The organism is Geomonas sp. RF6 (assembly GCF_021044625.1).
GTDB lineage: Bacteria > Desulfobacterota > Desulfuromonadia > Geobacterales > Geobacteraceae > RF6.
Genome location: NZ_CP087999.1, coordinates 3,096,306 through 3,122,187 on the forward strand (window position 1 = coordinate 3,096,306; position 25,882 = coordinate 3,122,187).

Genomic DNA, 25,882 nt, shown 5'->3' on the forward strand with positions numbered 1-25,882 from the left:
GCTGTTGCGTGGTTCCCTCCACCTATGGCAGTGAGATCCGCTGACTTTTTCCGGCGGCGAAGCTGATGACGGCTTCGTTGCTCCCGAAGGTGACTCCCTCTGGAAGGGATGGGACGGTCACCGGTTCCTGGCGCTTTCCGTGCGTCAGGTCGATCGGGATCACCCCGTATTTGTCCTCGTTTCGCACCTTGAAGACGACAACTCCCCATTTGCCGTCGGAGGCCTTGTACACCTTCTGGACGCGATCCGGGTCGAGGGAGATGTGCTCCTTCTCTTTTCCGTCAGCGCCTACGAGGATGACGGTGCTGCGGTCCTGGGTCGTGTTTATCGTGTAGAGCTGCGGAGAAGCCGGCTTTGCTGGCGCGGGTTCGGGCGCCTTTGCTGGAGGCGTAGCCATGGCCGTCGTTGTCTTCTCGTCTGCTTTTTCCGCGGGTTTCGTGGAGCCCGTCGGCTGCTCGGGATTCGCCGGAGTGGGGGGCGCTTGCGCGACGTTCGCCGCTGGGGCGCCGGCAGATGGCTTCTGCTCCGCCGGCTGCGGTGCCGCCGGTGCGGGAGCGGGAGCCGCTGCTGGTGTCGCAGCCTTTTCCGGCTCACTCCCTTTTGCGGCGGCTGATTGCCCAGATGGTGCCGGCTGTGGCTCCTCCTTTCCTTTGGCCGCTGACTTTGGCCTCTTCGCCTCTTTCTTACTCTGTGACGCTGGCGTTGTCCCGGGTACCTTGTCTGACACTTCCGCGGTCGGCCCCCCAGCGGCACTCGTAGGGCCGGTGGCTACTTCCGGCTGAGTTTTCCTCCCCATCTGCCCGCTGTACAGGACGACCGCGGTGACGATCGCCGCAAGGAGCAGTGTGCCGGCGATCAGATACCCCCTCCTGGTCCCCTCGTCGTGGTGCGGCCGACGCGGTTCAGGCTTTCTCTGTCTTCTGGCAAGGGGGGATGGGGCGATCCCCAGATCCCTTTCCAGCACCTCGCACAGCCTGTTCACATCGTAGTCCCAGCTTTCGTTGTTGAGCCGAAGGGCCTGGCGCCGGGTGAGGGTTTTCAGGCCGTCTGGCAGATCATCTTCCTTCGGCATCACTGCGTCCTGCACAAGGACCGGAACGACCCTGATCTTCCGCTCGAGCGCCGCGCTGATTTCGAGTCTCGTGTAATCGTTCGGCTCTTCGAGCCTTCTCCGCCCCGCTGCATCGGTCATCGCAAGCCAAGCCGGGCCGATGACCGCGATGAGGACCGTGCAGGAACTAACCGCCTTATTGAGCGCCTCTACGAAGTCCTCGCCGATCTCTATCGTGTCGATGTCCATGAAGACCCGGTCGCATCCGAAGTGGTCCCTCAGATGGTCCGCGAGTCGGCCGGCATACCCAGCGCTGTCGCCGCGCCGGTAACTTATAAAAATTCCACCCATAGCGTGCTCCTATGCCTATGTCGCTCCCCCTCGCCGGGGGAGAGTCAGCCCAGTCGCCAAAAGTGGCTGGTGAACCGCCTCCGGAATGGTGACGCTGATCGGAGAATTCCCGGTCGTGCGGGAAGTGGCGGAGTATTCGGTGTGCGGAAACGCGCGGCTGTGGGAGCTTCTTCAGGAGGGCGGGTAGGAAGGGAATCGATTTGCCGGGACGAGGTGTCCCCATGCCGGTGGAGTGAATACCACCTTCTTTCAGAGGGTGTGACACGGGGATATGAGAGGCTGCATGCCATTCACGTCCTCCGGTGAGGCACTGTCAGGGATCCGGACGCCGCCAGGCGGATGATAAAATTACATCCTCTACATTAAAATAGTACCTCATTTTTGATCGGCACCCACCTGATAACTTTTTGTATTAACGTAATTTTGGAGGAAAGTTGAGGTGGTTTTTATTTCACCGAATTGGCTGACAAAGGGAGCGGATCGTGTGTTTGCAGCATGCATGGGGCCGGCGGAGCTGCCGGGAAAGCCTGCGGCTTATCCCGGCCTACATTGAAGTACATTGGAGCCGCTGGCTCGAGTGTGGGGGCACCATATCCCGTTTGGATTGCCCACTGCTAACGTCGCTTGCAGTGGTGTAAACTTTATCTTTAAGCACAGGAGGGATCACTTTCGGTGCAACGTCAACCATGACCGACCCGGCAAGAGGGCGAGTACAGGAGGTCGATATGGAAGACCTACTGGTCCTGAGTCAGCAGAAACAGATACGCGATCTTACGGAACAGCGAGACAAGGCGCAGCAGGAGGCTGCTGAGTGGCGGCACCGAGCTGAGGCCATTCACGGTGAATACATGGAACTGCGCGATCAGATACGGCGCGGCGATTTTGTGAAGGCGAAAAGGTTGAGAGCGGTATAGCAGGATCCGACCGCAAGCACATGAGGGGGCCTGTCCCAAAGAGGATGGGCCCTCTCTTTTTGCGGTGGCGTGACAAGATAAGGTTTATCGCGGATTGCGGGGAAGCCGCAGAATGTTCCAATGAAGGGCCGCACGAGGCCTCGCGTCCCCCCCTTTGCGAAGGTTCATCCGGGAATTCCGGGAATTCGGCCCGGGCGCTTCCGTTGACGTGAGGGGATACTAGTGGCGCCGCGCTGGAGCACAGGCTTCCCAGCCTGTACCGCCGCGCCAGCCGCGCGGTCTGTGGCGGCTGCGCCGCCATCGCAGGCAAGATGCCTACGCTCCAGCGTGGGGTCACCCGGATTCTTTGTAGCGCGTTCCCCAGAATTCCCGGAAGACCCTTTGCCAAGGGGGGACAGGGCAGCGTTGTCCGGTTAGGTTTTTGCTTTGCGTCGTTTCTGCTTTTTTCGGTTTTTTTTGGCCTCATTTTTTCGCAGTCTAGAGGCTTCAGCTGCCATTCCAGCAGCTTCACTAGCGATTTTGTTTCTTAGCTCTCTGACACGATTGATGCTCACCCGCTCGTTATGCTGTTCTTGGCAGTAAATGGCCAGGAGAAGGTAAGTGATAAGTCCACTGAGGACCTGCACCATCATGCCATACTGGCTTCTGGCGATTAAGTGGTAGACGTTGAGGTATCGTTTCCACCAGCCAAAGAAGGTCTCTATGTTCCAACGTAGTTTGTATGCTTCGGCCACCTGTTCAGCGGTAAGGTCATAGCGGTTTGTCGCAACCCAGTATTCCTTTCGGTCAACGCGATAGCCAACTACTCGGAGCTCTTTCTGCCCTTCAGTGAGCCCCTTCTTGCCCAGAATAACGATGGCGTCATAAAAGACGATGTCACTGTGCGGAAGAGGATTTTGACGGACGACCTTCTTTCTGGCTCTCTGCTGGATGCGGCAGATAAAGAGTTTGCCGTCTTCTTGCCACTGATCGAAGTCGGCGTTGCATTGGTACCCTCGATCAAGGACAGCAGTTTCGCCAGGCTGGAGGATACGGTCTACATACTGCCGCTCCACCTGGTTAGCGTCAGTCACGACCACACTCGTCGGCACACCACGGTTCAGATCAAGGCCTACGTGGGCTTTGGCTTTATTGTGAGTGCTTGAGTACTGCGCCCAATCCATGGACATCAAAGCGTCGATGACAGATCCATCGATGCCAACAAGGTTGCCAAGTTCTGCGTGTTGGGCGGGAATGACTTTGCGAGCCTCTTTCGCCAGTGCTCCAAAGATTTCAGTGAGTTGTTCGAGTCCACGTGTGTTGATAGCCTCAAAAAAGGCGGATTTTTTAACGCCTTTAGGTGGCGCAACACATTCCTTGGCGAAATTGTCCTGTTCCAGGGCCTGGATCAGTTCTCTTCCAGAAGAGAATTCCTGGAGATGGTAGTAGACAAGGGCCTTTAGCTGATCGTCGAATGACAGTTGCAACGGTCGGTAACCTCTCGATGTAAGTGGAGAAACAGGGGTGCATGATCTCTTTACTGGGTCGAGAAGTCTATTAAATTCATAAGGATTCTGAGGCTTTTGTCTGCTGAAGGGACGCATGTCGTAACCACTCCCGAATTACGTAGTTACGAACGCGGCGCGCGCCACCCTTCAACAGATGTCAAGCAAAAAGTACAGCAATATCAAAGATTTCAGAGAGCAAGAACCTAACCGGACAACGCTGGGGACAGGGGGGATTTGACTTGGCCGGGACCCTCCTGCAAAGTGCGCAACTGCTGTGATCTCAAGCACTTTCCTTGATTCCACTTTCCCAGAAATCTGGTGGGGCCTATGTCGTTGATCTTTAGAGTGCCGCAGCAGCGCGGTTCGAGGACCGAGATGTACTGTTAAACGGGCTGCGGTTCTGGATGAGACTTGAAGATCAAATCCCCCCTGCCCCCCCTTCGCAAAGGGGGGAACGTTAGGCCGTCTGCATTGCTTCGTGGCAATGTACCGACGCTCCCCGGGAACTCCCGGATGGACCTTCGCAAAGGGGGAACCCCAGTTTCTCATCCAGCGCTTCGTGGAGATAGTCGAGGTGCCCTGGAATTCCCGGATGAACCCAGGAAACGTACGGGGGGAGAAAGATGGCAGGGGACTGCAGCTTCACCAGGTCGAGACGAGCCCCTCGCGGATGGCGTGGCGGACGAGTTCGGCAGTGTTGTGGGCGCCGAGTTTCTGCATGATGCGCCGTCGGTGGGTCTCTACCGTCTTTACCGAGACATGGAGGCTGAAGGCGGTTTCCTTCGTGCTGCGGCCGCTGGCTATATGCTGCAGGACTACCTGCTCCCTCTCCGAAAGGGGGAGTACGGGGTCGGGCGAGTCGGTGGAGATTCTTTTTGTGTAGTCCTTGAGGAGAAGGTCCTTGATGCGGCCGCAGAAATAGGAGCGTCCCGCTGCGACGGCGCGGATTCCCTCGACGAGTTCCCGCGGGTGGCAGTCCTTCCCGAGGAAGCCGATCGCTCCGGCTTTGAGCGCGGCCATGACGCACGCCTTGTCGCGGGATGTGGAAAGGACGAGGACGCTGGTATAGGGGGAGTGCGAGAGTATGCGCTGCGTGGCGGCTATGCCATTCATCTCCGGCAGGTTCACATCCATAACGACGACGTCGGGATTGGCCTCTGCGGCTTTCAAAATGGCTTCTTCGCCGTTTCCTGCTTCTCCAACGATCTCTATGTCGTCGCTGGCCTCGACGAGGGACTTGATCCCTTCCCGCACCACGGCGTGATCGTCAACCAACAGCAGCTTTATGCTCATATCGTTCTGCACTCCTTTGCGAAGCCGCATCCAACGGCAAGGCACGGTGAGAGGCCTCCGGGGTGGAATCAATACAAGAAAGGGAGCCACTATTGCCTTTGCTCATGCCGGAGCGGCATAAGCTTCCAGCGAGTCGTACAGTACATTCAGCTGCTCAAGAGACATTGAGTTTCTGGATATCCAAGTATTGGGATGACACAGCACGAGTATAGAGTTGTCAATGTGATTGTCAATAATAATATAAAGACCGCATTGTTATAACAAGATATTAAGAAGTGGAGTAGTAAGAAAAGTTAACACAGTGTTAATTTTATTACCACACAGGCAGGGATAAGGAAGTAAGTAAACGTTAAAACCGTCGTTGGATACCGTAAACGCTGCTCGCCCCAATGAGCATGCGGCTGCCGCTCTGTCAATGCATGATCTTCCGTCTCCAAAGGCAGGAGAGAAGGTATCCGTGCATACACTCTCTGCAGCGGCGGTCCGTGCCGTGTTCCCCGGAGAAATCCCCTTTACTGCGTGACGTACGGGGGGGCAGCGGCGATCTATCCTCTTGTTTTCCGTTGACTTCACCGCGTGTCTATTGTATTAACTACCCCTTTGAGACATGGTCTACCAGGGTCCGGCTTGAGCCGGGGAGCCCATCAAAAAGCTAAGAGGGCGGCGCAAGTGATGGAAAACAAGATCAGGGTGTTTAGCGGCAACTCCAATCCTATTCTGGCGGAAAAGATCTGTGAATGTCTGAAGGTACCGTTGGGCAAGGCAAAGGTGAAGACCTTCTCCGACGGCGAGATCTCTGTGGAGATCGGCGAGAATGTGCGCGGCAGGGACGTCTACATCGTCCAGTCGACCTGCGCCCCCACAAACAACCACCTGATGGAGCTCCTCATCATGATGGACGCCCTGAAGAGGGCCTCCGCCGCCACCATCACCGCGGTCATCCCGTACTACGGCTATGCCCGCCAGGACAGAAAGGCCGCCCCGCGCACCCCGATCACCTCGAAGCTCGTCGCCGACCTCCTCACCGCCGCCGGTGCAAGCAGGGTGGTCACCATCGACCTCCATGCGGGTCAGATCCAGGGCTTCTTCAACATTCCGGTGGACAACCTCTATGCCGCCCCGGTTCTCCTCGCGCACCTGAAGACACGCTTTGCCGACGAGCTGGAGAACCTTGTCATGGTTTCCCCGGATGCAGGGGGCACCGAGCGCGCCAGGGCCTTCGCCAAGCGCCTCGGCTGCACACTCGCCGTCATCGACAAGCGCCGCACCGGCCCTAATGTCGCAGAAGTCATGCACCTCATCGGGGACGTGAAAGGGAAATCGGCCATCATCCTTGACGACATGATCGACACCGCAGGTACCCTGACCCAGGCCGCCCAGGCGCTGAAGGACCACGGTGCGAGCAACATCTACGCCGCCGCGACCCACGGCGTCCTCTCCGGACCGGCGATCGACAGGATCAACGCCTCCGTTATCGAGAAGGTGGTAATCACCGACACGGTCCCCGTCGGGGAGAAGGGGGCGAGCACCGAGAAGCTGCGCGTCCTCTCGGTCGCCGATCTCCTTGCCGAGGCGATCCGCCGCATCCACGAAGACGAGTCCGTTAGCTCGCTTTTCGTGTAAAAACTGTATACTGATTTCGCATAGCCTCGTTTTCCGCCGTGGCGGGAGAGACGAAGCCGGGTTAGTCCCCTCCTGATCTCCTGCCCGTTTCAATGCTGCAGAAGTACAAATTCGTCGGACATCGGAGGATGTATGAGTGAATTGGCACTGCAAGTGGAGTTGAGGGAGGAATTGGGCAAGGGTGTCTGTCGCCGGCTGAGGGCTGCCGGCAGGGTTCCCGCAGTTGTGTTTGGCAGGGGAATGACGTCGGTACCGGTGTCCCTGAACACGAAGGAGTTGACCCAGGCAATAGCCCAGGCGGGGGGAGCGAATCACATCTTCTCCCTGAAAGGCGCGGCCGGTCTGGAAGGCGCCCCGGTCATCGTAAGTGAGATCCTTCGTGACCGCTTTAAGGGGATCCCCCTTCATGTCGATCTGCACAAGGTCAACATGGCGGAGAAGGTGAAGGTAAAGGTGCCGGTCAACCTGGTTGGCACGGCAATCGGGGCAAAGGAAGGGGGGCTCGTGGACTTCTCCATGCACGAGCTGGAGGTCGAGTGCCTGCCGGCCGAGATTCCCGAGCATATCGACGTCGACATCACTGAGGTGGCCCTGGGGCACTCCCTCCATGTGGGGGATGTGGTCGCTCCGTCGGGGGTGGTTATCCTTGATGACCCCAGCGCCTCCGTGGTCAGCATTCTGGGCAGGAAAGCAGCGGAAGAAGTTGAATCACCGGAAGCGACACCTGCCGCATAACACGGATCATACATGGCAGCAAAACTCATCGTGGGGCTCGGGAATCCCGGGCCCCAGTACACATGGACCCGCCACAACGCGGGTTTCATGGTTTTAGACCGGCTGGCTCGCCTCATCAACGTCTCCATCACCAGGAAAGCCTTCTCCGGGCTTGTCGGGGACGGGGAATGGCGCGGCAACCGCGTGTACCTCCTGAAGCCGCAGACCTTCATGAATCTGTCAGGCCGGTCCGTGGCGGAGGCGCTCCGTTTCTACAAGCTCTCCCTCTCCGATCTCATCGTAATCCACGACGATCTCGATATCCCGTTCGGTACCATCAAGCTGAAGGAAGGGGGTGGCCATGGCGGCCACAACGGCCTGCGCTCCCTTGCGCAGGAGCTGGGTAGCCCGGCGTACTTCAGGGTGCGTGTGGGGATCGGCCGCCCGGAGCGCGGCGAGGTGGTGAGCTATGTGCTCCAGAACTTCGCGAAGAGCGAGATGGATTCGCTCACCACAGTCCTCGACGGCACGATCGACGCCCTGGAGCTCCTGGTGACCGAAGGGGTGCAAAAGGCGATGAGCCTCTATAACGGGAAACAGCTGGGGTAGCCTTGTCTGCCTCCACTGCGGGTCGGGACGAACCCCATCCCCCTCCTGACCTCCCCCTTGAAAGGGGAGGGGCGGGTGCCGGCTTTGTCGGTGTCGGTGCCTGTCCTCGGCTCCCGCTGCTGCCTGAGCTCTGCTGAACAAAACATAAATCTGCTGCACAAAAAGGAAAAGTCTTTATGGGCTTCAATTGCGGTATCGTAGGGCTCCCCAATGTGGGGAAATCGACCATCTTCAACGCACTTACCTCCGCCGGCGCCGAGTCTGCCAACTACCCCTTCTGCACCATCGACCCGAACGTGGGAATCGTCTCCGTGCCCGACCCGCGCCTGGACAAGCTCGCCGAGATCGTGCACCCGGAGCGGATTCTCCCGACGACGGTGGAATTCCTCGACATCGCGGGGCTCGTTGCCGGTGCGAGCCAGGGGGAGGGGCTCGGCAACAAGTTCCTCGGGCACATCCGCTCCGTGGACGCCATCCTGCATGTCGTGCGCTGCTTCGAGAACGAGAACGTGGTGCACGTAAGCGGCAGCGTCTCCCCGGTGCGCGACATTGAAGTCATCCAGACCGAGCTTTCCCTTGCCGATCTGGAGACGGTGGAAAAGCGTATCCAGCGCATGGAGAAGCAGGCGCGCAGCGGCGACAAGAAGGCGAAGGAAGATATCGAGTTCTGCCTGAAGGTGAAGTCGAGCCTCGAAAAGGGCCTCTCTCCCCGGGCTCTCCCGGAGAACGAGGATGAGCGCGTGACTCTCCGCGAGATGTGCCTCATGACCGCGAAGCCCGTGCTGTACGTGGCGAACGTGGCGGAGGATGATCTTGAGGGGAAACACCCCTACGTCGATGAAGTGCGCCAGCTCGCCGCGAAGGAAGGAAATGGCGTCGTCACGATCTGCGGCAGCATCGAGGCGGAAATCTCCGAGCTGGAAGGGGAGGAGAAGCAGGCATTTCTGGAGGAGATGGGGCTTCCCGAGAGCGGTCTCGATCAGCTGATCCGTTCCGGCTACGAGCTTCTCGGCCTCATCACCTACTTCACCGCCGGTGTGAAGGAAGTGCGCGCCTGGACCATCACCAAGGGAACGAAGGCTCCTGGCGCCGCCGGTGTCATCCACTCCGATTTCGAGAAGGGGTTCATCCGTGCCGAAGTCATCGCCTACGAAGACTTCATAGCCTCCGGCGGTGAGTCGGGCGCCAAGGAAAGAGGGCTCATGCGTCTCGAGGGGAAAGAATACGTGGTGAACGACGGCGACGTTATGCACTTCAGATTCAACGTATAGGGTACGGAATGCGGGGCAGGGGACGTCAATCAGCCGCTGGATCCTGTTTTTCCTTGCCAAGCAGAAGATAGTATAGTAAAGAGTACAGTTTCCAAAGAGCGGCGTGCGCGCCGTATCTCCTTGCTCCGGGTCGGACCGGGGCTCAATAACCGTGAGGAGGCAACACTATGAGGATGTACGAGACGATTTACATCGTCCAGCCGGACTTAGGCGAAGAAGAGATCAAGGCTCTTTCCGCCAAGGTTCAGGACGTAATCGCCAACATGAACGGCGATTTCAAGCGCCTTGAGGACTGGGGCACCAGGAAGCTGGCTTACCCGATCAACAAGAACCCGCGCGGTCGCTACTTTTACCTGCGCTTCGACGGCGATTCCGCACTCATCGCCGAGCTTGAGCGCCGTCTGCGCCTCGATGACAAGGTCATCAGGTACCAGAGCGTGAAGCTCGAGCAGGACACGGCTGTTGCCGCGGCTGCCCCGGTGAAGGCTGCCGAGGAGGCTGGTGAGGAAGGGGCTGCAGCAGCTACCGAGGCCCCGGCAGAAGCGACTACTACGGCGGAGGTATAGTAAAGATGAGCGAAGAAAGAGCACCGAGAACTAGCAGCGGCGGCCCGAGGAAGAAAAGACCGTTCCAGCGTCGTAAAGTCTGCCGTTTCTGCGCAGACAAGCAGGTTTCCATCGACTACAAAGATCCCCGCACGCTTCGTTACTTCGTTTCCGAGCGCGGCAAGATCATTCCGCGTCGCATCTCCGGCAACTGCTCGAAGCACCAGAGGGAGATCACCGAGGCAATCAAGAGGGCGCGCAACATCGCGCTGCTTCCCATCGCGGGGAGCCACGCCAGCGCGTAGAGCGTGGGCTCAGTCTTGAACCCTCAGACTCAAGGGCGGATACTGGATGTCATGAAAGGGAGCGCCGCTACGGTGGCGCTCTTTTTTGTGTTTGTATCGGTGCCGCTTTTGGGGATGATCCCCGGCATCTTTGTCGCCGCCCCGGGCATCTACTTTGCCCTGAAAAGCGGGAGAGTCGTGGGATCGAGCGTGGTGGCCATAACCGCCGCGCTCTTGGCCGGCACCGGCGACGTTGCCGCAGCGGCTATCTACCTGCTGCAGGGCGGGATCATCACCCTGGCACTCCCGGAATTTCTGATCCGCGGCAAGGGTGGTGCCCGCTCCGTAGTGTACACCGCGGCGATCGATCTCGTCGCCCTCCTGGGGGCGGCGCTCCTGTACGGCGCGCTCACCGGAACGGACCTGCACGCGAAGGTCCTGAAGGGGATCGAGGGGAGCATCAAGCAGAGCGTTCTCCTGTACCAGCAGATGGGGATAAAGGGAGAAGAGTTGACCGCGCTGCAGCAGACGCTTCAGCAGGCAGCGGGAGTGATCCTGAACATCTATCCCTCGCTCCTTACCGTCACCCTCGGGGCACTCGCTGCGCTGAATCTCCTGGTGGTAGCGAAGTATGTCACGCGTCTGCCGAGGCCGGTGCACCTGGGGGAGTTTCGCAAGTACCGTAATCCGGAGCCGCTGGTCTGGCTCCTGATCCTCGCCGGCTTCGGAACGCTGGTCCCGCAGCCGCTGGTACATCTTGCCGCACTGAACGTGCTGATCGTACTCTGCGCCCTTTACGCGGTGCAGGGGCTCGCGGTCATCGTCCATTATTTCACCCGGTTCGCAGTACCGACCTTCATCAGGCTGATGGCATGCCTGATCATCGTGCTGCAGCCATTTCTCGCCCTCGCCGTAGTGGCGCTGGGGGTATTCGACCTTTGGGGGGACTTCAGGACCCCCAAAAACAAGGAAAACCTGTAAATCTCAGGCTAGGAGGCATGACATGCAAGTAATTCTGAAGGAAAACGTTGAGAATCTCGGTCACATCGGCGACATCGTGAAGGTTGCTCCGGGGTACGCCAGGAACTACCTGCTTCCGAAGGGCTTCGCCATCGAGGCGACCGAGAAGAACGCGAAGGCACTGGCTCACGCGAAGCGTCACCTCGAGTACAAGAAGAACCGCGTTCTCGAAGGCGCGAAGCAGCTCGCAGCGAAGATCGAGGCGATCACCATCTCCGTGGCGCATCAGGCTGGTGAGGATGGCAGGCTCTTCGGCGCGGTGACCAACATCGAGCTCGCAGAGCAGCTGAAGGCTCAGGGCGTCGAGGTGGACAGGAAGCGCATCGTGCTCGACGAGCCGATCAAGCAGGTAGGTGACTTCACCGCAGTTGTGAAGATCCACCCGGAAGTTTCCGCGAACCTGAAGGTTTCCGTGGCCAAGGCTTAATCCAGGTTTTTCCTCTGCTTCAACTTAAAAGGGCCGCCTCTTTCGAAAGAGGCGGCCCTTTTTCTATGCCTGCACATGCTCCGATACCCGTGCTCGCTTCAAGCTGGAAACGACGTTGAAGAGCAAATCCCCCCTGTCCCCCCTTCGCAAAGGGGGGGACGAGAGGTCTCGTGCAGTGCTGCGTGGCAATAGGCCGTGAGGGTGCTGGCGTCGGGTGTGCCGTATAAGCCGCAGGCGTTCCCGGCGTCGGCGCCAGCCGATTTGGTGCTGCCGGCAATTGCCGGAAACGCTCCGCTTATTCCGGCCTACATTTTTGCGTCCGCACAAACGGGTGAGGGGCGGTGGCGAGGCGGAGCCTCGCGGGCAAGTGCGTTCCCAAGCCGGAGCTTGGGAACGAGGTGAAGGGGGCGGCGGTGAGGCTGCTTTCGGCGGTATTGTAGGCCGGGATAAGCCGCAGGCGTTCCCGGCGTCGGCGCCAGCCGATTGGGTGCCTGCCAGCAATTGCCGGAAACGCTCCGCTTATTCCGGCCTACATTCTTGCGTCCGCACAAACGGATGAGGGGCGGTGGCGAGGCGGAGCCTCGCGGGCAAGTGCGTTCCCAAGCCGGAGCTTGGGAACGAGGTGAAGGGGGCGGCGGTGAGGCTGCTTTCGGCGGTATTGTAGGTCGGTATAAAGCCGCAGGCGTTCCCGGCGTCGGCGCCAGCCGATTGGGTGCTGCCGGCAATTGCCGGAAACGCTCCGCTTATTCCGGCCTGCATAGGCCACATTCAACGCCACCAAAGGAAAAGGGCCACCTCTGAAGAGGTAGCCCTTTTTTTGCCTGGTGCAGTCGTCACGGTGGGGGCGGCGTCAGCTCCCCTTCACGTTTCCGTCCATGATTATGAGCTCGTAGCGATACCCGGCGCCGAAGTCGATCCTGTTTCTGAGGACACCTTTCACCGTCACCACGTCACCTTCGTTCGGGAGCGTCTTTGTGGTCACCACCAGCTCGTTCGTCTTCTTCGCCGCGCTCCCGGTGCCGTCTTCAATGTGCAGCCAGTTCTTCTTCAGGATCCTGCTGGCGACCTTCACGACCCTGCCGCGGATCACCACATTCTTCTTTTCCAGCTTTGCCCTGTTCGCCCAGAGTTCCGCGACGGTATAGGCGTTTGCCCCCTTTGCCTTCGTGACCTTCGCCGGCTTCCCCTTCACAGGCTTCGCGGAGCCGGGCTTCTCACCCTGGGAGGCGCGCGCCATGGCGGCGTCCATGTTGACCCCTTTGTGGGCCTTCTTGATCGCCTCCGGGCTCATCACTACTTCCTGCTGGCTGCTCAGGCCGCCGGAGAAGATGATCCTGTCGAACTTGCGGTTTAGCGACTTGCTGTTCAGGTTTTTCATCTCGTAGCCGGGCATGAGGCTTACCTCCTGCCCCACGGAGATCTTCATCTGCGGAATGGCCACCCACACCTTTTCCCCGGAGCTCTGTTTGAGAAGAATATAGGTATACCCTCCGCCGTCCATCGTCTCGGCAACCTTCCCCGACAGCGGGATGCTCTGCGGGAGGGGCTTCCCGTTCACGGTGGCGGGGGCTTCGGCGCCGGCGAGGGCGAGCGGTGCGGTGGTCAGGGTGAAGGCGGTGAACAGCAGGCAGAGTGTAGTGCGAGAAGGGGTCATGAAAGCTCCTTGGATTATCCCCGTGCCCGGGGGGAATGGGTCGCGACAGAGTACTTTTTTACGCGCGTCTTGACAAGCTTTTTGACGTAAACAGAGGGTGCATTCCCTTCGCGATTCATGAGTTTTTACCCTTGCCAAGGTAAATGCGCTATGTTATAGAAGTGTGCTGCACAAAATTCGCACGCCATCTGCTTAGTCCCGGCGGTGTCCGCATTCCGCGGATTCCGGGGCCCCTGGTGGCGGAGGAAAAACCAAAGGAGAGTACAATGTCGAACATCACCATGAAGGAACTGCTGGAAGCCGGTGTGCACTTCGGGCACCAGACCAAGAGATGGAACCCGAAGATGAAGCCGTACATCTTCGGCGCGCGCAACGGGATCTACATCATCGACCTGCAGAAGACCGTCCGCCTTTTCAAGAACGCCTACAGCTTCGTCACCGAGGCGGCGCAGGGTGGCGACTCCATCCTCTTCGTCGGCACCAAGAAGCAGGCACAGGATTCGGTTGCCGAAGAGGCGCAGCGCTGCGGGCAGTTCTACGTGAACGACCGTTGGCTGGGCGGCATGCTCACCAACTTCGCCACCGTGAAGCAGAGCATCGACAGGCTGAAGAGGCTCGACGCCATGGTCGCCGACGGCACCATCGAGGCGTACACCAAGAAAGAAGCGCTGAAGCTCGCCAAGGAGCGTGAGAAGCTTGAGAAGACCCTCGGCGGCATCAAGGGTATGGGCAAGCTTCCGGGCGTCCTTTTTGTGGTCGACCCGAAAAACGAGGAGATCGCGGTAAGCGAGGCGAAGAAGCTCGGTATCCCCGTCGTCGCCATCGTCGACACCAACTGCGACCCGGACGACATCAACTACGTCATCCCGGGGAACGACGACGCGATCCGCGCCATCAGGCTCCTCACCAGCAAGATGGCTGACGCCGTCCTCGAAGGCGCCCAGACCAGGAACGCGAAGCTGCAGACCGGCAGCGAAGAGGAATTCGTAGCCGAGTCCGCCGAGTTCGTGGAAGAGGCAGCCGGCGAGGCCTAGTCCCCCCTGCTTTAGTTCCATCCCCTCCTTTCTCCCTCCCCAAGCGGAGCGAGCCCGCGTCCTTTCGGGGAGCGCGGCGGGGATGGGGTCCTTCGACCGTGAAGACTAATACATACTGACCCCCGCCTTTCGGGGCGGGGGTGCTATTGGAGGCTTACGTGAGCATTACAGCAGCACAGGTAAATGAACTGAGGAAGGCAACTGGCGCGGGGCTTATGGACTGCAAGAAGGCCCTCGGCGAAACCGGCGGCGATCACGAGAAGGCGATCGACTACCTGCGCAAGAAGGGTCTGGCAGCCGCCTCCAAGAAGGCCGGCCGTGCAGCTACCGAGGGTGCGGTAGGTTCCTACATCCACGCAGGTGGCAAGATCGGCGTCCTCGTGGAAGTAAACTGCGAGACCGACTTCGTGGCCAAAAACGAGACCTTCCAGGCATTCGTGCGCGACATCGCCATGCACATCGCAGCAGCAAGCCCGATGTTCGTGCGTCGTGAAGAAGTCCCCGCCGAGCTCCTCGAGCGCGAGAAGGACATCTACCGCGCCAAGGCGAAAGAGTCCGGCAAGCCGGACGCCATCGTCGAGAAGATCATCGAAGGGCAGATCAACAAGTTCTACGCGGACATCTGCCTCCTCGAGCAGCCGTACGTGAAGGATCCGGACAAGTCGGTCCAGACCTACCTGAACGAGACGATCGCCACCATCGGCGAGAACATGAGTGTCCGCCGCTTCGCCAAGTTCGTACTGGGCGAGGGGCTCGCGAAGAAGGAGAGCGACTTCGCGGCCGAGGTTGCCGCTGCGGTCGGCGCTTAAAACGTCCCACGGGAGCCGGCCAGCAATGGGCGGCTCTTTTTTTATCCAAAAACCATAAACACGAGCACTTGGGGAAGACATGGCGAAACCGTTTTATAAAAATGTGCTTTTGAAGCTCTCTGGCGAGTCGCTGGCGGGTGACCAAGGATACGGCATCGACCCCCACACCATTACCACCATCGCCAACGAGGTGAAGGAGGTGGTGGCGCTCGGGGTGCAGCTCTCCCTCGTCATCGGCGGCGGGAACATCTTCCGCGGCCTCGCGGCGTCCTCCAAGGGTATGGACCGCGCCAGCGCCGATTACATGGGGATGCTCGCCACCATGATCAACGCGCTGGCGATGCAGGACGCGCTGGAGAAGATCGGGGTCGATACCCGGGTGCAGTCGGCGATCGCCATGCAGGAGGTGGCAGAGCCGTACATCCGCAGGCGCGCCATCAGGCACCTGGAAAAGGGGCGCGTGGTGATCTTCGGCGCCGGCACGGGGAACCCCTTCTTTACCACCGACACCGCGGCGAGCCTCCGTGCCATGGAGATCGGCGCGGACGTCATCCTGAAGGGGACGAAGGTGGACGGCGTCTACTCGGCGGACCCGAAGAAGGACCCGAACGCCACGAAGTACACCCAGCTGAGCTACATCGATGTCCTGAAGAAGGGGCTGGCGGTCATGGATGCGACCGCGACCTCCCTGTGCATGGACAACAACCTCCCGATCGTGGTCTTTGACGTGACCACCGACGGCAATGTAGTGCGGGTCATCTGCGGCGAGCAGATCGGCACCATCGTGAAAGGAGAGTAAAATGATCAAGGACGTCCTTGCCAACATGAACGCCCGGATGGACAAGACCATCGAGGCGCTTAGGAGGGAGTACCAGAGGGTCCGCACCGGCCGCGCCTCCACCTCTCTTCTGGACGAGGTGAAGGTGGACTACTACGGCAACCTCTCCCCGCTGAGCCAGGTGGCCACCCTCGCGGTCCCGGAGGCGCGCACCATCACCATCTCGCCGTGGGAGAACAAGATGATCCCGATCATCGAGAAGGCGATCCTGAACGCGAACCTGGGGCTCACCCCGGCAAACGACGGGAAGCAGATCCGCCTGAACCTCCCGCCGCTTACCGAGGAGCGCCGCAAGGACATCGTGAAGCAGCTCAAGAAGGACGGCGAGGACGCGAAGGTCGCGCTGCGCAACATCCGCCGCGAGGCGATCGACGAGCTGAAGAAGCTGGAGAAGGAGAAGCAGATCTCCGAGGACGAGCTGAAGCGCGCCGAGAAAGAAGTGCAGGATTTCACCAACACCCACGTGGCGAAGGTGGACGAGGTCTTCGCGCACAAGGAAAAAGAGGTTATGGAGGTCTAGGACGCTCCGGATCGGGGGGGAGTCTCTCCCCCCCGGCAACCTCTCGCGCGCCGCGGGGCGCGCACCACCCCTCCAATCCAGGGGATTTTTTGTTTTTAGGGTGCTCATGAAAACACTCAAGCCGGAAAACCTGCCGCGTCACCTCGCCATCATCATGGACGGCAACGGGCGCTGGGCCAAGGAGCGCATGCTGCGCCGCATCGTCGGGCACCGCAAAGGTGTGGAGACGGTCCGGGTCATCGTGGAGGAGTGCTCGCGCCTGAAGATCGGCTACCTTACCCTCTTCGCCTTCTCTGCGGAGAACTGGCTGCGCCCGAAGACCGAGGTGACTGCGCTCATGGCGCTCCTCAAGCAGTACATTCGCGGTGAGACCGCACGGATGATGCAAAACGACATCAGGTTCAACGTGATAGGGAACCGTGCCGACCTGCCGGAGGACGTAAACCGCGAGATCGACTCGACGATCCAGAAGACCTCGGGAAACCGCGGCATGCTCCTCACCCTTGCCCTTTCCTACGGCGGCCGCCAGGAGATCATTTCCGCCGCACGAAGGCTCGCGAGTGAGGCCGCCGCCGGCCGCCTCGACCCCGATTCCATCGACGAGAACTCTTTCGGCGCATCGCTCAGCACCGCCGGGATCCCCGATCCCGACCTCCTGATACGGACGAGTGGTGAGATGCGCATCAGCAACTTTCTCCTCTGGCAGCTGGCCTACGCGGAGCTCTACTTCACGGAGGTCAACTGGCCGGAGTTCGACAGGGACGAGCTGGCCCGCGCGCTCAAGGACTACCAGTCCAGGGAGCGCCGGTTCGGCAAGACCAGCGACCAGCTGCGTCGTGGCGGGGAGCAGCCCTCCTAGCGGGGGACGCCAAGAAAGGAGCTCGCTATCAAACGTCTTGCTTCCGCAGCGGTACTCTTGCCGCTGCTCATACTCTTCATTTTGAAGTCGCCCCCCGTCTGGTTCGACATCCTCATCGCAGTGGTGGCGGCCATCGGGCTCGACGAGTTCTACCGCATGACCCTCCCGGAGCGCCGCAGCGAAGGGTGGAGCGCCGCGGTCGTCGGCGCCCTCGCGCTCTTCACCATTCCCTTCGCCGACGGGATGCTCTCCCTCTTTGCCCTCACCGCAGCAGTGCTCGGCTTCTCCCTTGTCGGCCTCTTCCGCCTGAAGGACATCGCGCAGGCCGCATCCGAGTCCGCCTTCATCTTCATGGGCTTTCTCTACGTCCCGCTGCTCCTTGCGCACTTGATCCTCCTGCGCGTCGAGCCGCACGGCGTGGCCTGGATCTTCCTGATGATGGTGATCGTGATGTCCGGGGACAGCGCCGCCTACTACGTGGGCTCGAGCTTCGGGCGCACGAAGCTCTACCCTGCGGTGAGCCCGAAGAAGAGTGTGGAAGGCTCCCTCGGGGGGCTCGCGGGGAGCGTGATCGGCGCCCTTGTCTTCCGCGCCCTCTTTTTCGCTGAGCTGACGATCGTCGACGCGGTGGCGGTGGCGCTCCTTTGCGGAGTCCTCGGGCAGCTGGGAGACCTTTTCGAGTCCCTCATCAAGAGAAGCTGCGGCGTGAAGGATTCCGGCACCCTCATCCCCGGCCACGGCGGAATTCTCGACCGGCTGGACAGCATCCTCTTCGCAGCCCCCGCGGTTTTCTACTACGCGTACTTCGTGTTCGCGGGGTAGAGAGTGAGCTACATCCCTCTTCTGGCGTACTCACGCACAAAATTGCACAGCGCTCTCTTTTCCAACGGCGCTTGTTATGAGGTATTATGAAAAAGATCGCTATTCTCGGCTCCACCGGATCGATCGGGGTGAGCACCCTCGACGTCGTCGATAAACACCCCGAGATGTTCCAGGTGGTGGCGCTAACTGCAGGCACCAACCTGGAGCTCCTCAAAACGCAGATCGAGAAGTTCTCCCCAGTGCTCGTCTCGGTTCTCACCGCCGAGCACGCCGCGCAGCTCGATCGTATGCTCTCCGGGAAGAAACCGCAGATCATGCATGGCGTGGAAGGGCTGATCGCCGCCGCCACCGCGCCGGATGCCACCATGGTGGTAGCCGCCATCGTGGGCGCCGCAGGGCTTGTCCCGACGGCAGCCGCGATCAGCGCCGGCAAGGACGTGGCACTGGCCAACAAGGAAACGCTCGTCACCGCCGGGCACCTGATCATGGACCTCGTGCAGGAGAAGGGGGTCAACCTCTACCCGGTGGACAGCGAGCACTGTGCGGTCTTCCAGTCCCTCGTGGGGCACCGGAAGGAGGACGTGAGCCGCCTCATCCTCACCGCCTCCGGAGGGCCGTTCTGGAGCTGGAGCAGCGAAAAGGTGGCAGGCGCCACCATAAACGACGCCCTGAACCACCCGAACTGGAGCATGGGAAAAAAGATCAGCATCGATTCAGCGACGATGATGAACAAGGGGCTCGAGGTCATCGAGGCGCGCTGGCTCTTCGACATCCCTGTCGACCGCATCGCGGTGCACATCCACCCGCAGAGCATCATCCACTCCATGGTGGAGTATCTGGACGGCAGCGTCATGGCGCAGCTCGGGATGCCGGATATGAAAGGGCCGATCGCCTACGCCCTGACCTATCCGGCCCGCATCCCCGCCGGCGTCAAGCCGCTCGACCTCACCAGCCTTTCCGGGCTCACCTTTCATAGGCCCGATCCGCTGCGCTTCCCGGCGCTCGATCTTGCCTACCAGGCGGCACGCTCCGGCGAGAGCATGCCGGCAGTCATGAATGCAGCCAATGAAATCGCCGTGGAGGCGTTTCTCTCGGGGAGGATCGGGTTCGCCGCCATCCCGGTGGCGATTGAAAAGACGATGGAGCTGCACGAACCGCACGCTCTGCGCACCTTCGAGGAGGTGCTGGAGGCCGACCGCTTCGGTCGCAGGACCGCCAGGAAGGTCCTGAAGTTCGAGGAGTAAGACCGAAGCCGTCGCTGCAAGACCGTAGGGGGGGTAATGACTAGCATATTCTTCGCAATTATCGCCCTGGGGGTGCTGATCTTTATTCACGAGCTCGGGCACTTCCTTTTTGCCAAGGCGTTCGGGGTAGGGGTCGAGAAGTTCTCCCTCGGATTTGGGCCGAAGATCGTCGGGAAAAAATATGGCGAGACGGAGTATCTCCTCTCCGCATTCCCCCTTGGCGGCTACGTCAAGATGGTGGGGGAGGGGGACGACGTCGAAATCACCGAGGAGCAGAGGACAGTCTCCTTCAGCGACAAGTCCGTACTGCGCCGCATCATCATCGTCGCGGCGGGACCGATCTTCAATCTCCTCTTCGCCTACTTCCTCTTCATCGTCGTCTTCATGATCGGCGTTCCAGCCGTCACCACGAAGGTCGGCGAGGTCGTCCCGGGGAAACCCGCGGCGCAGGCGGGGATCCTGCCGGGAGACCTTATCACTGCTGTGAACGGCAAGCCGGTGGACCGCTGGGAGGATTTCGCCACCGTCATCTCCAAGGGGAAGATCGCCCCGATGCAGGTGACGGTCGTGCGCGGCGCGACTGTCATGAACTACAACATGGTCCCGGAGCCCCGCACGACGAAGAACCTCCTCGGTGAAACGGTGACCTCCCCGGTGATCGGGGTCGTGGCGGCCGGCGAGACGGTGACGGACCACTTCACTCCGCTGGAGGCGATAAAGCGGGGGAGCGAGCAGTGCTGGAACGTGATCTCCCTTACCTTCCTCTCCCTGGTGCGCCTCGTGGAGCGCGCCATACCGCTCGACACCATCGGCGGCCCGATCATGATCGTGAAGATCGCCGGGCAGCAGGCAGCGGCCGGCGGCGTGAACTTCCTCGCCTTCGTGGCGCTCCTCTCGGTGAACCTGGGGGTGCTGAACCTCCTCCCCGTGCCGATCCTGGACGGCGGCCACCTCGCCTTTTACATCATCGAGCTCATCATCGGCCGTCCGGTGGGGAAAAGGGCGCGGGAGATAGCGCAGCAGGTCGGGCTCGTCCTCCTGGTGAGCCTCATGATCCTCGCCTTCTACAACGACATCGCCCGGATCGTGACAGGGAAATAGTCGGGGGGAGTAAGGATCCCATCATCATTCACGGCCGGGAGGGGAATACCTCCCGGCTTTCTCATCGCTCCAGCAGCAGGCGTAGATCGGAATAGCCTTGAAGATTCTCACCTTTGATACCTCCGGAAGCTCATCAAGCGTCGCACTCTCCCACGGCACCGAACTGATCGGTGAAACCCTTTTCAGCGGCCACCGCACCCCCACAGGGAAGCTCCTCGACGCCGCCCGCGCGCTCCTCGACACAGCCTCCCTCGCTCCGGCGGATCTCGATGCCTTCGCCGTCTCCCTCGGCCCCGGCTCCTTCACCGGCGTCCGCGTCGGCATCTCCCTGGTGAAAGGGATGGCGCTGGCGGCAGGGAAGCCGGCGCTGGGCTTCTCCTCCCTCGCCATGCTCGCCGCCAATCTCCCGCTGTGCGCCTGGCAGGTGGCGCCCCTCTTCGATGCCCGGAAAAGCGAGGTGTATTGCGCGCTGTACCGCACCGGAAGCGGGGTGCCGGTTCCGGTGGCGGCTGAGGCGGTCCTTCCCCCTGTCGACTTTCTGGCCACCATCACCGAGCCTACCGTCTTTGTGGGGGACGGAGCGCTGAGGTACCGGGAGCTGATCACCGAGACCCTCGGCGACCTCGCCATCTTCGCCCCCTGGAATGCCCACCTCCCGAAGGCATCGGCGGGGGCTCTTGTTGCCCATGAAGCCGCTCTGGCCGGGGCATTCATCCCTCTCGCCCAACTCAACCCCCGCTACCTGCGCCTCTCCGAGGCGGAAGTGGCCAAAAAACGGGCCTCCGAAGAATTCAGGAAAAACGCTCCTTGAGTCCCCCCTCCCTTGACGGGAGGGGGACAGGGGTGGGTGAAGCTGCCATGAGCTGGAACGGTGGCGCCTTCCCTCACACCCTGTCCCTCCCCCGCGAGGAGGAAGGGAACATTCCTGCAGCCGTTTTAAAAAAATGTTCGATTAAACTGAAAAACGCCGGGAAGGGGGCTGAGCAGGCGCCCGAGTAGCTGTTGACAGTTCTTTTGTAATGTATTATGTTGACCCCTCTATTTTTAATCCAACGGTAACCTCCTCTAAATACGAAGAAATTTTACCGTCATCAACTACCGGTTTATTAGCTCCAAACGGTGAGCGCTCCGGTGCAAGGGACAACATATGCGTAGCGATACTATTACTCAGGGACTGGAGCGTACTCCGCACCGCGCCCTTCTGAAGGGTACAGGACTTCCGCAGAGCGAGATGGCGAAGCCCTTCATCGGCATTGCCACCAGCTTCACCGATCTCATCCCCGGCCACATAGGGATGAGGGACCTCGAGCGTTTCATCGAAAAGGGGATTCACACCGGCGGCGGCTACGCCTTTCTCTTCGGGATTCCGGGGGTTTGCGACGGGATCTCCATGGGGCACAAGGGGATGCACTACTCCCTCCCCACCCGCGAGCTGATCGCGGACATGGTGGAGTCGGTCGCCGAGGCGCACCGCCTGGACGGTCTCGTCCTTCTCACCAACTGCGACAAGATCACCCCGGGGATGCTGATGGCTGCCGCGCGTCTCGACATCCCCTGCATCGTGGTGACCGCCGGTCCGATGATGAGCGGCCGCGGCGTCGAGGGAAGGCGCTACTCCTTTGTCACCGACACCTTCGAGGCGATGGCCCGCTACAAGGCCGGCGTCATCGACGACGCCGAGCTCGCCCGCTGCGAGGAGAACGCCTGCCCCGGCGTCGGGTCCTGCCAGGGGCTCTTCACCGCCAACACCATGGCGATCCTCACCGAGACGCTCGGCATGAGCCTCCCGCGCTGCGGCACCGCCCTCGCCGTCTCTGCCCTCAAGAGAAGGATCGCCTTTGCCTCCGGCGAGCGAATCGTGCAGATGGTCGGCGAGAACGTCACCCCGCGCTCCATCCTCTCCAGGGAAGCATTCGAAAACGCCATCCGCGTCGACCTCGCCCTCGGCGGCTCCTCCAACACGGTCCTGCACCTCCTCGCCATCGCACGTGAGGCCGGGGTAGATCTGCCGCTGGAGACCTTCGACGTCCTCTCCCGCCAGACCCCGCAGATTGCCTCCATGAACCCCGCAGGTGAGCACTTCATGGAAGACCTCGACGCGGCAGGGGGCGTGGCAGGGGTGCTGAAGCAGCTCGGCGACAGCATCCACGACTGCCCGACCGTCATGGGGCTCACCACGAAGCAGATCGTCTCCTCCCTCTCCGACGTCGACGAGAGCGTCATCCGCCCGACCGCACAGCCGGTGAAGAAGGAAGGGGGGATCGCGGTTCTCTTCGGGAACATCGCTCCGGACGGCGCGGTGGTGAAGCAGTCCGGCGTGGGCGAGAAGATGATGCAATTCACCGGCACCGCCCGCTGCTTCGACTCCGAAGAGCTCGCCATGCAGGCAATCATGAGCGGCCAGATCAAGAGCGGCGACATGGTGGTGATCCGCTACGAGGGGCCGAAGGGCGGCCCGGGGATGCGCGAGATGCTCGCCCCCACCGCAGCGATCATGGGGCTTGGCCTCGGCGACTCCGTAGCGCTCATCACCGACGGCCGCTTCTCCGGCGGCACCCGCGGTCCGTGCGTCGGGCATATCTCCCCGGAAGCTGCGGTCGGCGGCCCGATCGCTCTCGTGGAGGACGGTGACCGGATCGAGCTCGACATCCCGTCCCGCTCCCTGAAGCTTCTGGTGAGCGACGAAGTCCTCGCCGAGCGCCGCGCACGCTGGAGCGCACCGGAGCCGAAGATCAAGAAGGGGTGGCTCGCCCGTTACGCGAAGGTCGTCACCTCCGCCAACACCGGAGCGGTCACCACGGCATAAGTTTTTTTGGGTTAGTGTTGCAACTCAGCCAGCCAGCAATTGGCAACTCCCGCACCACGTCCCCTCCCTTTCAAGGGGAGGGACAGGGTGGGGATGGGGTTCAGCAAACAGCAACAATGAAACGGTCAATAGTGAACACAACGAAGTTTGCAGTCATGCCGGGGGTGTTATGAAGATGAATGGTGCTCGGATAGTGTTGGAGTGCTTGAAGCTGGAGGGGGTGGATACGGTCTTCGGTTACCCCGGCGGAACCGTCATAAACCTCTACGACGAGCTATTCTCCTTCAAGGAGATCAAGCACATCCTGCCGCGCCACGAGCAGGCGGGGGTGCATGCCGCCGACGGGTACGCCCGCGCGACCGGCAGGGTAGGGGTGGCGATAGCGACCTCCGGCCCCGGCGCGACCAATACCATCACCGGGATCGCCACCGCCTACATGGACTCGATCCCCATGGTGATTATCACCGGGCAGGTCCCCACCGCGCTCATCGGCAACGACGCCTTCCAGGAAGCGGACATCATGGGGATCACCCGCCCCTGCACGAAGCACAACTTCCTGGTGAAGGACATCAGGCAGCTGGCGACGATCATGAAGAAGGCCTTCTACATCGCCCGCAGCGGCCGCCCCGGCCCGGTCCTCGTCGATCTCCCGAAAGACGTGCAGGTAGCCACCACCGAGTTCCACTATCCGGACAGCGTGGAGCTGCGCGGCTACAAGCCGACACTGGAAGGGCACCCGAAGCAGATCGAGAAAGCCGTCTCCATGATCCTGCAGGCGAAGAAGCCGGTCATCTATGTCGGCGGCGGAGCCGTCCTCGGCAACGCCTGCGCCGAGCTTACCACGCTGGTGCGGCGCCTCGGCGCTCCGGTTACCACCACCCTCATGGGGCTTGGCGCCTTCCCGGAGAACGATCCCCTCTCCCTCGGGCTGCTCGGCATGCATGGCACCTACTACGCCAACATGGCCGTCTCCAACTGCGACGTGCTCGTCGCCGTCGCCGCCCGTTTTGACGACAGGGTCACCGGGAAGATTCCGGCGTTCGCCCCGCACGCGAAGATCATCCACCTCGACGTCGATCCCACTTCCATCAAGAAGAACGTGAGGGTCGACCTACCGATCGTAGGGGACGTCTGCGAGATCCTGAAGAAGATGCTGAAGGTCATTGAGGAGCGCGACTTGGAGGCGGACAACGCCCGCCAGGGGTACCTGCCGTGGCTCGAGGAGATCGCCGACTGGAAGGAAAAGCAGCCGATGGCCTACCAACAGGGTGACAAGGTCATCAAGCCGCAGTACGTGATCCAGAGGCTGCGCGCCCTTTCCGACGAGGATGCCATCGTTGCCACCGACGTCGGGCAGCACCAGATGTGGACCGCGCAGTTCTTCGGCTTCACCCGTCCGCGGACGCTCCTCTCCTCCGGCGGGCTCGGGACGATGGGTTTCGGCCTCCCCGCCGCCATGGGAGCGCAGGCAGCCTTCCGTGACCGCCAGGTCATCGCCATCTGCGGCGACGGCGGCTTCCAGATGAACCTGCAGGAGCTGGCCACGATGGTGCAGAACCGCCTCGCGGTGAAGATCTGCATCATCAACAACAACTTCCTCGGCATGGTGCGGCAGTGGCAGGAGCTCTTCTTCGACAAGCGCTACTCCTCCACCTGCCTGGAGCTGCCGATCGACTTCGTGAAGCTTGCCGAAGCCTTCGGCGCGAAAGGTTTCACCGCCTCCTCCGTTGAAGAGGTCGACAACGTCATCAAGGAAGGATTCGCCACGCCAGGCCCGGTGATCATGGAGTTCCGTGTCGCCCGCGAGGAGAAGGTGCTCCCGATGGTGCCCGCCGGCGCGTCCCTCACCGAGATGGTGCTGGCGTCCTAGAAGGCGTTTTCCCGCAAGGGAGAGGCTCTCTGCGAAATGGAGGGGAATCCCCCCTCGCCACTGTTACGCTTTGCTTATGCCGGGCCGGGAGCGGAAGGACTCATCCCGACCCCTGAAGTATCTGGAGGGACCGTGCGACACATCATAGCCGTGCTGGTAGAAAATGAATTCGGAGTCCTTTCCCGCGTGGTGGGGCTTTTCTCCGGGAGGGGGTTCAACATCGACTCCCTCACCGTTGCTCCCACCAATGACGAGTCCCTCTCCCGCATCACGCTGGTAACCCGCGGGGACGAGCAGATCATCGAGCAGATCACCAAGCAGCTGAACAAGCTGATCGACGTCATCAAGGTCATCGACTTTGAGCCGGAGAACGCCATCGAGCGCGAGATGGCCCTCGTGAAGGTGAACGCGGAGGACCAGAGCCGCGCCGAGGTGCTGCGCGTGGCGGACATCTTCCGCGCGAAGGTCATCGACGTGACACCGAAGTCGTACACCCTGGAGGCCACCGGTGCGCCGTCAAAGATCGACGCCATGGTGGAGCTCCTGCGCCCCCTCGGGCTGAAGGAGCTCGTCCGCACCGGCCCCGTCGCCATCGGGCGCGGCTCCAAGGGGTGGAAAGGGCAGTAAACGGGCAGTATCCATCACAGCACGAACAGAGTGCTTTCTGCATGCGGCCTGGTCGGGACCTCCCGTTCCAGGCCCTTAATCTTAAACTGAAGGAATTCACAAAGGAGAG

At 60.9% G+C, this 25,882-nt stretch carries 25 protein-coding genes; 21 read left to right on the top strand and 4 right to left on the bottom strand.

Going from position 1 to position 25,882, the window contains the following annotated elements; all coding sequences use genetic code 11:
- Positions 1 to 22: 22 nt before the first annotated feature.
- Positions 23 to 1,402, bottom strand: coding sequence for a toll/interleukin-1 receptor domain-containing protein (locus LPW11_RS13335; protein WP_230994366.1), 1,380 nt, complete (start codon positions 1,400 to 1,402; stop codon positions 23 to 25).
- A gap of 725 nt (positions 1,403 to 2,127) precedes the next feature.
- Here LPW11_RS13335 and LPW11_RS13340 point away from each other — a divergent pair.
- A complete protein-coding gene (locus tag LPW11_RS13340) occupies positions 2,128 to 2,316 on the top strand; it encodes a hypothetical protein (protein ID WP_230994367.1) in 189 nt (62 codons plus the stop codon).
- A gap of 413 nt (positions 2,317 to 2,729) precedes the next feature.
- Here the strand turns inward: LPW11_RS13340 and LPW11_RS13345 are convergent, their stop codons facing one another.
- Together LPW11_RS13345 and LPW11_RS13350 are read right to left on the bottom strand one after the other, a co-directional pair.
- Positions 2,730 to 3,899: an IS4 family transposase gene (locus LPW11_RS13345; RefSeq protein WP_230994165.1), complete on the bottom strand. Its 1,170-nt coding sequence runs from the start codon at positions 3,897 to 3,899 to the stop codon at positions 2,730 to 2,732.
- Positions 3,900 to 4,445: 546 nt separating this feature from the next.
- On the bottom strand, positions 4,446 to 5,096 hold the full coding sequence (locus LPW11_RS13350) for a response regulator transcription factor (protein ID WP_230994368.1): 651 nt from the start codon (positions 5,094 to 5,096) through the stop codon (positions 4,446 to 4,448).
- A gap of 672 nt (positions 5,097 to 5,768) precedes the next feature.
- On the opposite strand from LPW11_RS13350, the gene LPW11_RS13355 reads away from it, so the two are divergent.
- From LPW11_RS13355 to rplI, 8 genes are all read left to right on the top strand, one after another.
- Positions 5,769 to 6,719: a ribose-phosphate pyrophosphokinase gene (locus LPW11_RS13355; protein ID WP_230994369.1), complete on the top strand. Its 951-nt coding sequence runs from the start codon at positions 5,769 to 5,771 to the stop codon at positions 6,717 to 6,719.
- A 132-nt stretch (positions 6,720 to 6,851) separates the two neighbouring features.
- Complete coding sequence (locus tag LPW11_RS13360; protein WP_230994370.1) at positions 6,852 to 7,454, top strand: 50S ribosomal protein L25; 603 nt, start codon at positions 6,852 to 6,854, stop codon at positions 7,452 to 7,454.
- A 12-nt stretch (positions 7,455 to 7,466) separates the two neighbouring features.
- Positions 7,467 to 8,042 (top strand): aminoacyl-tRNA hydrolase, encoded by a 576-nt coding sequence (gene pth / locus LPW11_RS13365; protein WP_230994371.1) that lies wholly within the window; start codon positions 7,467 to 7,469, stop codon positions 8,040 to 8,042.
- A gap of 176 nt (positions 8,043 to 8,218) precedes the next feature.
- Complete coding sequence (ychF, locus tag LPW11_RS13370; protein ID WP_230994372.1) at positions 8,219 to 9,313, top strand: redox-regulated ATPase YchF; 1,095 nt, start codon at positions 8,219 to 8,221, stop codon at positions 9,311 to 9,313.
- A 167-nt stretch (positions 9,314 to 9,480) separates the two neighbouring features.
- The gene (gene rpsF / locus LPW11_RS13375) at positions 9,481 to 9,879 is read left to right on the top strand and encodes a 30S ribosomal protein S6 (RefSeq protein WP_230994373.1); all 399 of its coding nucleotides are present in this window, start codon (positions 9,481 to 9,483) and stop codon (positions 9,877 to 9,879) included.
- 5 nt (positions 9,880 to 9,884) lie between these two features.
- Positions 9,885 to 10,163 carry a 30S ribosomal protein S18 gene (rpsR, locus tag LPW11_RS13380; RefSeq protein WP_230994374.1) on the top strand — a complete coding sequence of 93 codons (279 nt, stop codon included), beginning with the start codon at positions 9,885 to 9,887 and terminating at the stop codon, positions 10,161 to 10,163.
- A 51-nt stretch (positions 10,164 to 10,214) separates the two neighbouring features.
- On the top strand, positions 10,215 to 11,123 hold the full coding sequence (locus LPW11_RS13385; RefSeq protein WP_230994375.1) for a YybS family protein: 909 nt from the start codon (positions 10,215 to 10,217) through the stop codon (positions 11,121 to 11,123).
- A 22-nt stretch (positions 11,124 to 11,145) separates the two neighbouring features.
- Positions 11,146 to 11,589 carry a 50S ribosomal protein L9 gene (gene rplI / locus LPW11_RS13390; RefSeq protein WP_230994376.1) on the top strand — a complete coding sequence of 148 codons (444 nt, stop codon included), beginning with the start codon at positions 11,146 to 11,148 and terminating at the stop codon, positions 11,587 to 11,589.
- Positions 11,590 to 12,439: 850 nt separating this feature from the next.
- Here the strand turns inward: rplI and LPW11_RS13395 are convergent.
- The gene (locus tag LPW11_RS13395; RefSeq protein ID WP_230994377.1) at positions 12,440 to 13,243 is read right to left on the bottom strand and encodes an OB-fold nucleic acid binding domain-containing protein; all 804 of its coding nucleotides are present in this window, start codon (positions 13,241 to 13,243) and stop codon (positions 12,440 to 12,442) included.
- 266 nt (positions 13,244 to 13,509) lie between these two features.
- Between LPW11_RS13395 and rpsB the strand changes: the two genes are divergently transcribed.
- The 12 genes from rpsB to ilvN all read left to right on the top strand — a co-directional run bounded on the left by rpsB (position 13,510) and on the right by ilvN (position 25,773).
- Entirely contained in the window at positions 13,510 to 14,277 is a 768-nt protein-coding gene (rpsB, locus tag LPW11_RS13400; protein WP_230994378.1) for a 30S ribosomal protein S2, read from the top strand.
- Between the two features lie 158 nt (positions 14,278 to 14,435).
- On the top strand, positions 14,436 to 15,086 hold the full coding sequence (gene tsf, locus LPW11_RS13405) for a translation elongation factor Ts (RefSeq protein ID WP_230994379.1): 651 nt from the start codon (positions 14,436 to 14,438) through the stop codon (positions 15,084 to 15,086).
- A gap of 79 nt (positions 15,087 to 15,165) precedes the next feature.
- Positions 15,166 to 15,885, top strand: a complete 720-nt coding sequence (pyrH, locus tag LPW11_RS13410) for a UMP kinase (RefSeq protein ID WP_230994380.1) — start codon at positions 15,166 to 15,168, stop codon at positions 15,883 to 15,885.
- Between the two features lies 1 nt (position 15,886).
- Positions 15,887 to 16,444 (top strand): ribosome recycling factor, encoded by a 558-nt coding sequence (frr, locus tag LPW11_RS13415; RefSeq protein ID WP_230994381.1) that lies wholly within the window; start codon positions 15,887 to 15,889, stop codon positions 16,442 to 16,444.
- Positions 16,445 to 16,550: 106 nt separating this feature from the next.
- Positions 16,551 to 17,303 carry an isoprenyl transferase gene (locus tag LPW11_RS13420; protein ID WP_230994382.1) on the top strand — a complete coding sequence of 251 codons (753 nt, stop codon included), beginning with the start codon at positions 16,551 to 16,553 and terminating at the stop codon, positions 17,301 to 17,303.
- 27 nt (positions 17,304 to 17,330) lie between these two features.
- Positions 17,331 to 18,125: a phosphatidate cytidylyltransferase gene (locus LPW11_RS13425; protein WP_269145419.1), complete on the top strand. Its 795-nt coding sequence runs from the start codon at positions 17,331 to 17,333 to the stop codon at positions 18,123 to 18,125.
- An 86-nt stretch (positions 18,126 to 18,211) separates the two neighbouring features.
- A complete protein-coding gene (locus tag LPW11_RS13430) occupies positions 18,212 to 19,369 on the top strand; it encodes a 1-deoxy-D-xylulose-5-phosphate reductoisomerase (protein WP_230994384.1) in 1,158 nt (385 codons plus the stop codon).
- A 36-nt stretch (positions 19,370 to 19,405) separates the two neighbouring features.
- Positions 19,406 to 20,470 (top strand): RIP metalloprotease RseP, encoded by a 1,065-nt coding sequence (gene rseP, locus LPW11_RS13435; protein WP_230994385.1) that lies wholly within the window; start codon positions 19,406 to 19,408, stop codon positions 20,468 to 20,470.
- Positions 20,471 to 20,567: 97 nt separating this feature from the next.
- On the top strand, positions 20,568 to 21,281 hold the full coding sequence (tsaB, locus tag LPW11_RS13440) for a tRNA (adenosine(37)-N6)-threonylcarbamoyltransferase complex dimerization subunit type 1 TsaB (protein WP_230994386.1): 714 nt from the start codon (positions 20,568 to 20,570) through the stop codon (positions 21,279 to 21,281).
- Between the two features lie 336 nt (positions 21,282 to 21,617).
- Positions 21,618 to 23,276, top strand: a complete 1,659-nt coding sequence (ilvD, locus tag LPW11_RS13445; protein WP_230994387.1) for a dihydroxy-acid dehydratase — start codon at positions 21,618 to 21,620, stop codon at positions 23,274 to 23,276.
- A gap of 169 nt (positions 23,277 to 23,445) precedes the next feature.
- Positions 23,446 to 25,146: a biosynthetic-type acetolactate synthase large subunit gene (gene ilvB, locus LPW11_RS13450; RefSeq protein WP_230994388.1), complete on the top strand. Its 1,701-nt coding sequence runs from the start codon at positions 23,446 to 23,448 to the stop codon at positions 25,144 to 25,146.
- Positions 25,147 to 25,278: 132 nt separating this feature from the next.
- Positions 25,279 to 25,773, top strand: coding sequence for an acetolactate synthase small subunit (ilvN, locus tag LPW11_RS13455; RefSeq protein WP_230994389.1), 495 nt, complete (start codon positions 25,279 to 25,281; stop codon positions 25,771 to 25,773).
- The last annotated feature ends 109 nt before the right edge of the window (positions 25,774 to 25,882 follow it).

Bases quoted from the DNA above. Each gene is read 5' to 3' on its own strand.
- LPW11_RS13335 (WP_230994366.1), bottom strand. From the start codon at position 1,402: ATGGGTGGAATTTTTATAAGTTACCGGCGCGGCGACAGCGCTGGGTAT.
- LPW11_RS13340 (WP_230994367.1), top strand. From the start codon at position 2,128: ATGGAAGACCTACTGGTCCTGAGTCAGCAGAAACAGATACGCGATCTT.
- LPW11_RS13345 (WP_230994165.1), bottom strand. From the start codon at position 3,899: ATGCGTCCCTTCAGCAGACAAAAGCCTCAGAATCCTTATGAATTTAAT.
- LPW11_RS13350 (WP_230994368.1), bottom strand. From the start codon at position 5,096: ATGAGCATAAAGCTGCTGTTGGTTGACGATCACGCCGTGGTGCGGGAA.
- LPW11_RS13355 (WP_230994369.1), top strand. From the start codon at position 5,769: ATGGAAAACAAGATCAGGGTGTTTAGCGGCAACTCCAATCCTATTCTG.
- LPW11_RS13360 (WP_230994370.1), top strand. From the start codon at position 6,852: ATGAGTGAATTGGCACTGCAAGTGGAGTTGAGGGAGGAATTGGGCAAG.
- pth (WP_230994371.1), top strand. From the start codon at position 7,467: ATGGCAGCAAAACTCATCGTGGGGCTCGGGAATCCCGGGCCCCAGTAC.
- ychF (WP_230994372.1), top strand. From the start codon at position 8,219: ATGGGCTTCAATTGCGGTATCGTAGGGCTCCCCAATGTGGGGAAATCG.
- rpsF (WP_230994373.1), top strand. From the start codon at position 9,481: ATGAGGATGTACGAGACGATTTACATCGTCCAGCCGGACTTAGGCGAA.
- rpsR (WP_230994374.1), top strand. From the start codon at position 9,885: ATGAGCGAAGAAAGAGCACCGAGAACTAGCAGCGGCGGCCCGAGGAAG.
- LPW11_RS13385 (WP_230994375.1), top strand. From the start codon at position 10,215: ATGAAAGGGAGCGCCGCTACGGTGGCGCTCTTTTTTGTGTTTGTATCG.
- rplI (WP_230994376.1), top strand. From the start codon at position 11,146: ATGCAAGTAATTCTGAAGGAAAACGTTGAGAATCTCGGTCACATCGGC.
- LPW11_RS13395 (WP_230994377.1), bottom strand. From the start codon at position 13,243: ATGACCCCTTCTCGCACTACACTCTGCCTGCTGTTCACCGCCTTCACC.
- rpsB (WP_230994378.1), top strand. From the start codon at position 13,510: ATGTCGAACATCACCATGAAGGAACTGCTGGAAGCCGGTGTGCACTTC.
- pyrH (WP_230994380.1), top strand. From the start codon at position 15,166: ATGGCGAAACCGTTTTATAAAAATGTGCTTTTGAAGCTCTCTGGCGAG.
- frr (WP_230994381.1), top strand. From the start codon at position 15,887: ATGATCAAGGACGTCCTTGCCAACATGAACGCCCGGATGGACAAGACC.
- LPW11_RS13420 (WP_230994382.1), top strand. From the start codon at position 16,551: ATGAAAACACTCAAGCCGGAAAACCTGCCGCGTCACCTCGCCATCATC.
- LPW11_RS13430 (WP_230994384.1), top strand. From the start codon at position 18,212: ATGAAAAAGATCGCTATTCTCGGCTCCACCGGATCGATCGGGGTGAGC.
- rseP (WP_230994385.1), top strand. From the start codon at position 19,406: ATGACTAGCATATTCTTCGCAATTATCGCCCTGGGGGTGCTGATCTTT.
- ilvD (WP_230994387.1), top strand. From the start codon at position 21,618: ATGCGTAGCGATACTATTACTCAGGGACTGGAGCGTACTCCGCACCGC.
- ilvB (WP_230994388.1), top strand. From the start codon at position 23,446: ATGAAGATGAATGGTGCTCGGATAGTGTTGGAGTGCTTGAAGCTGGAG.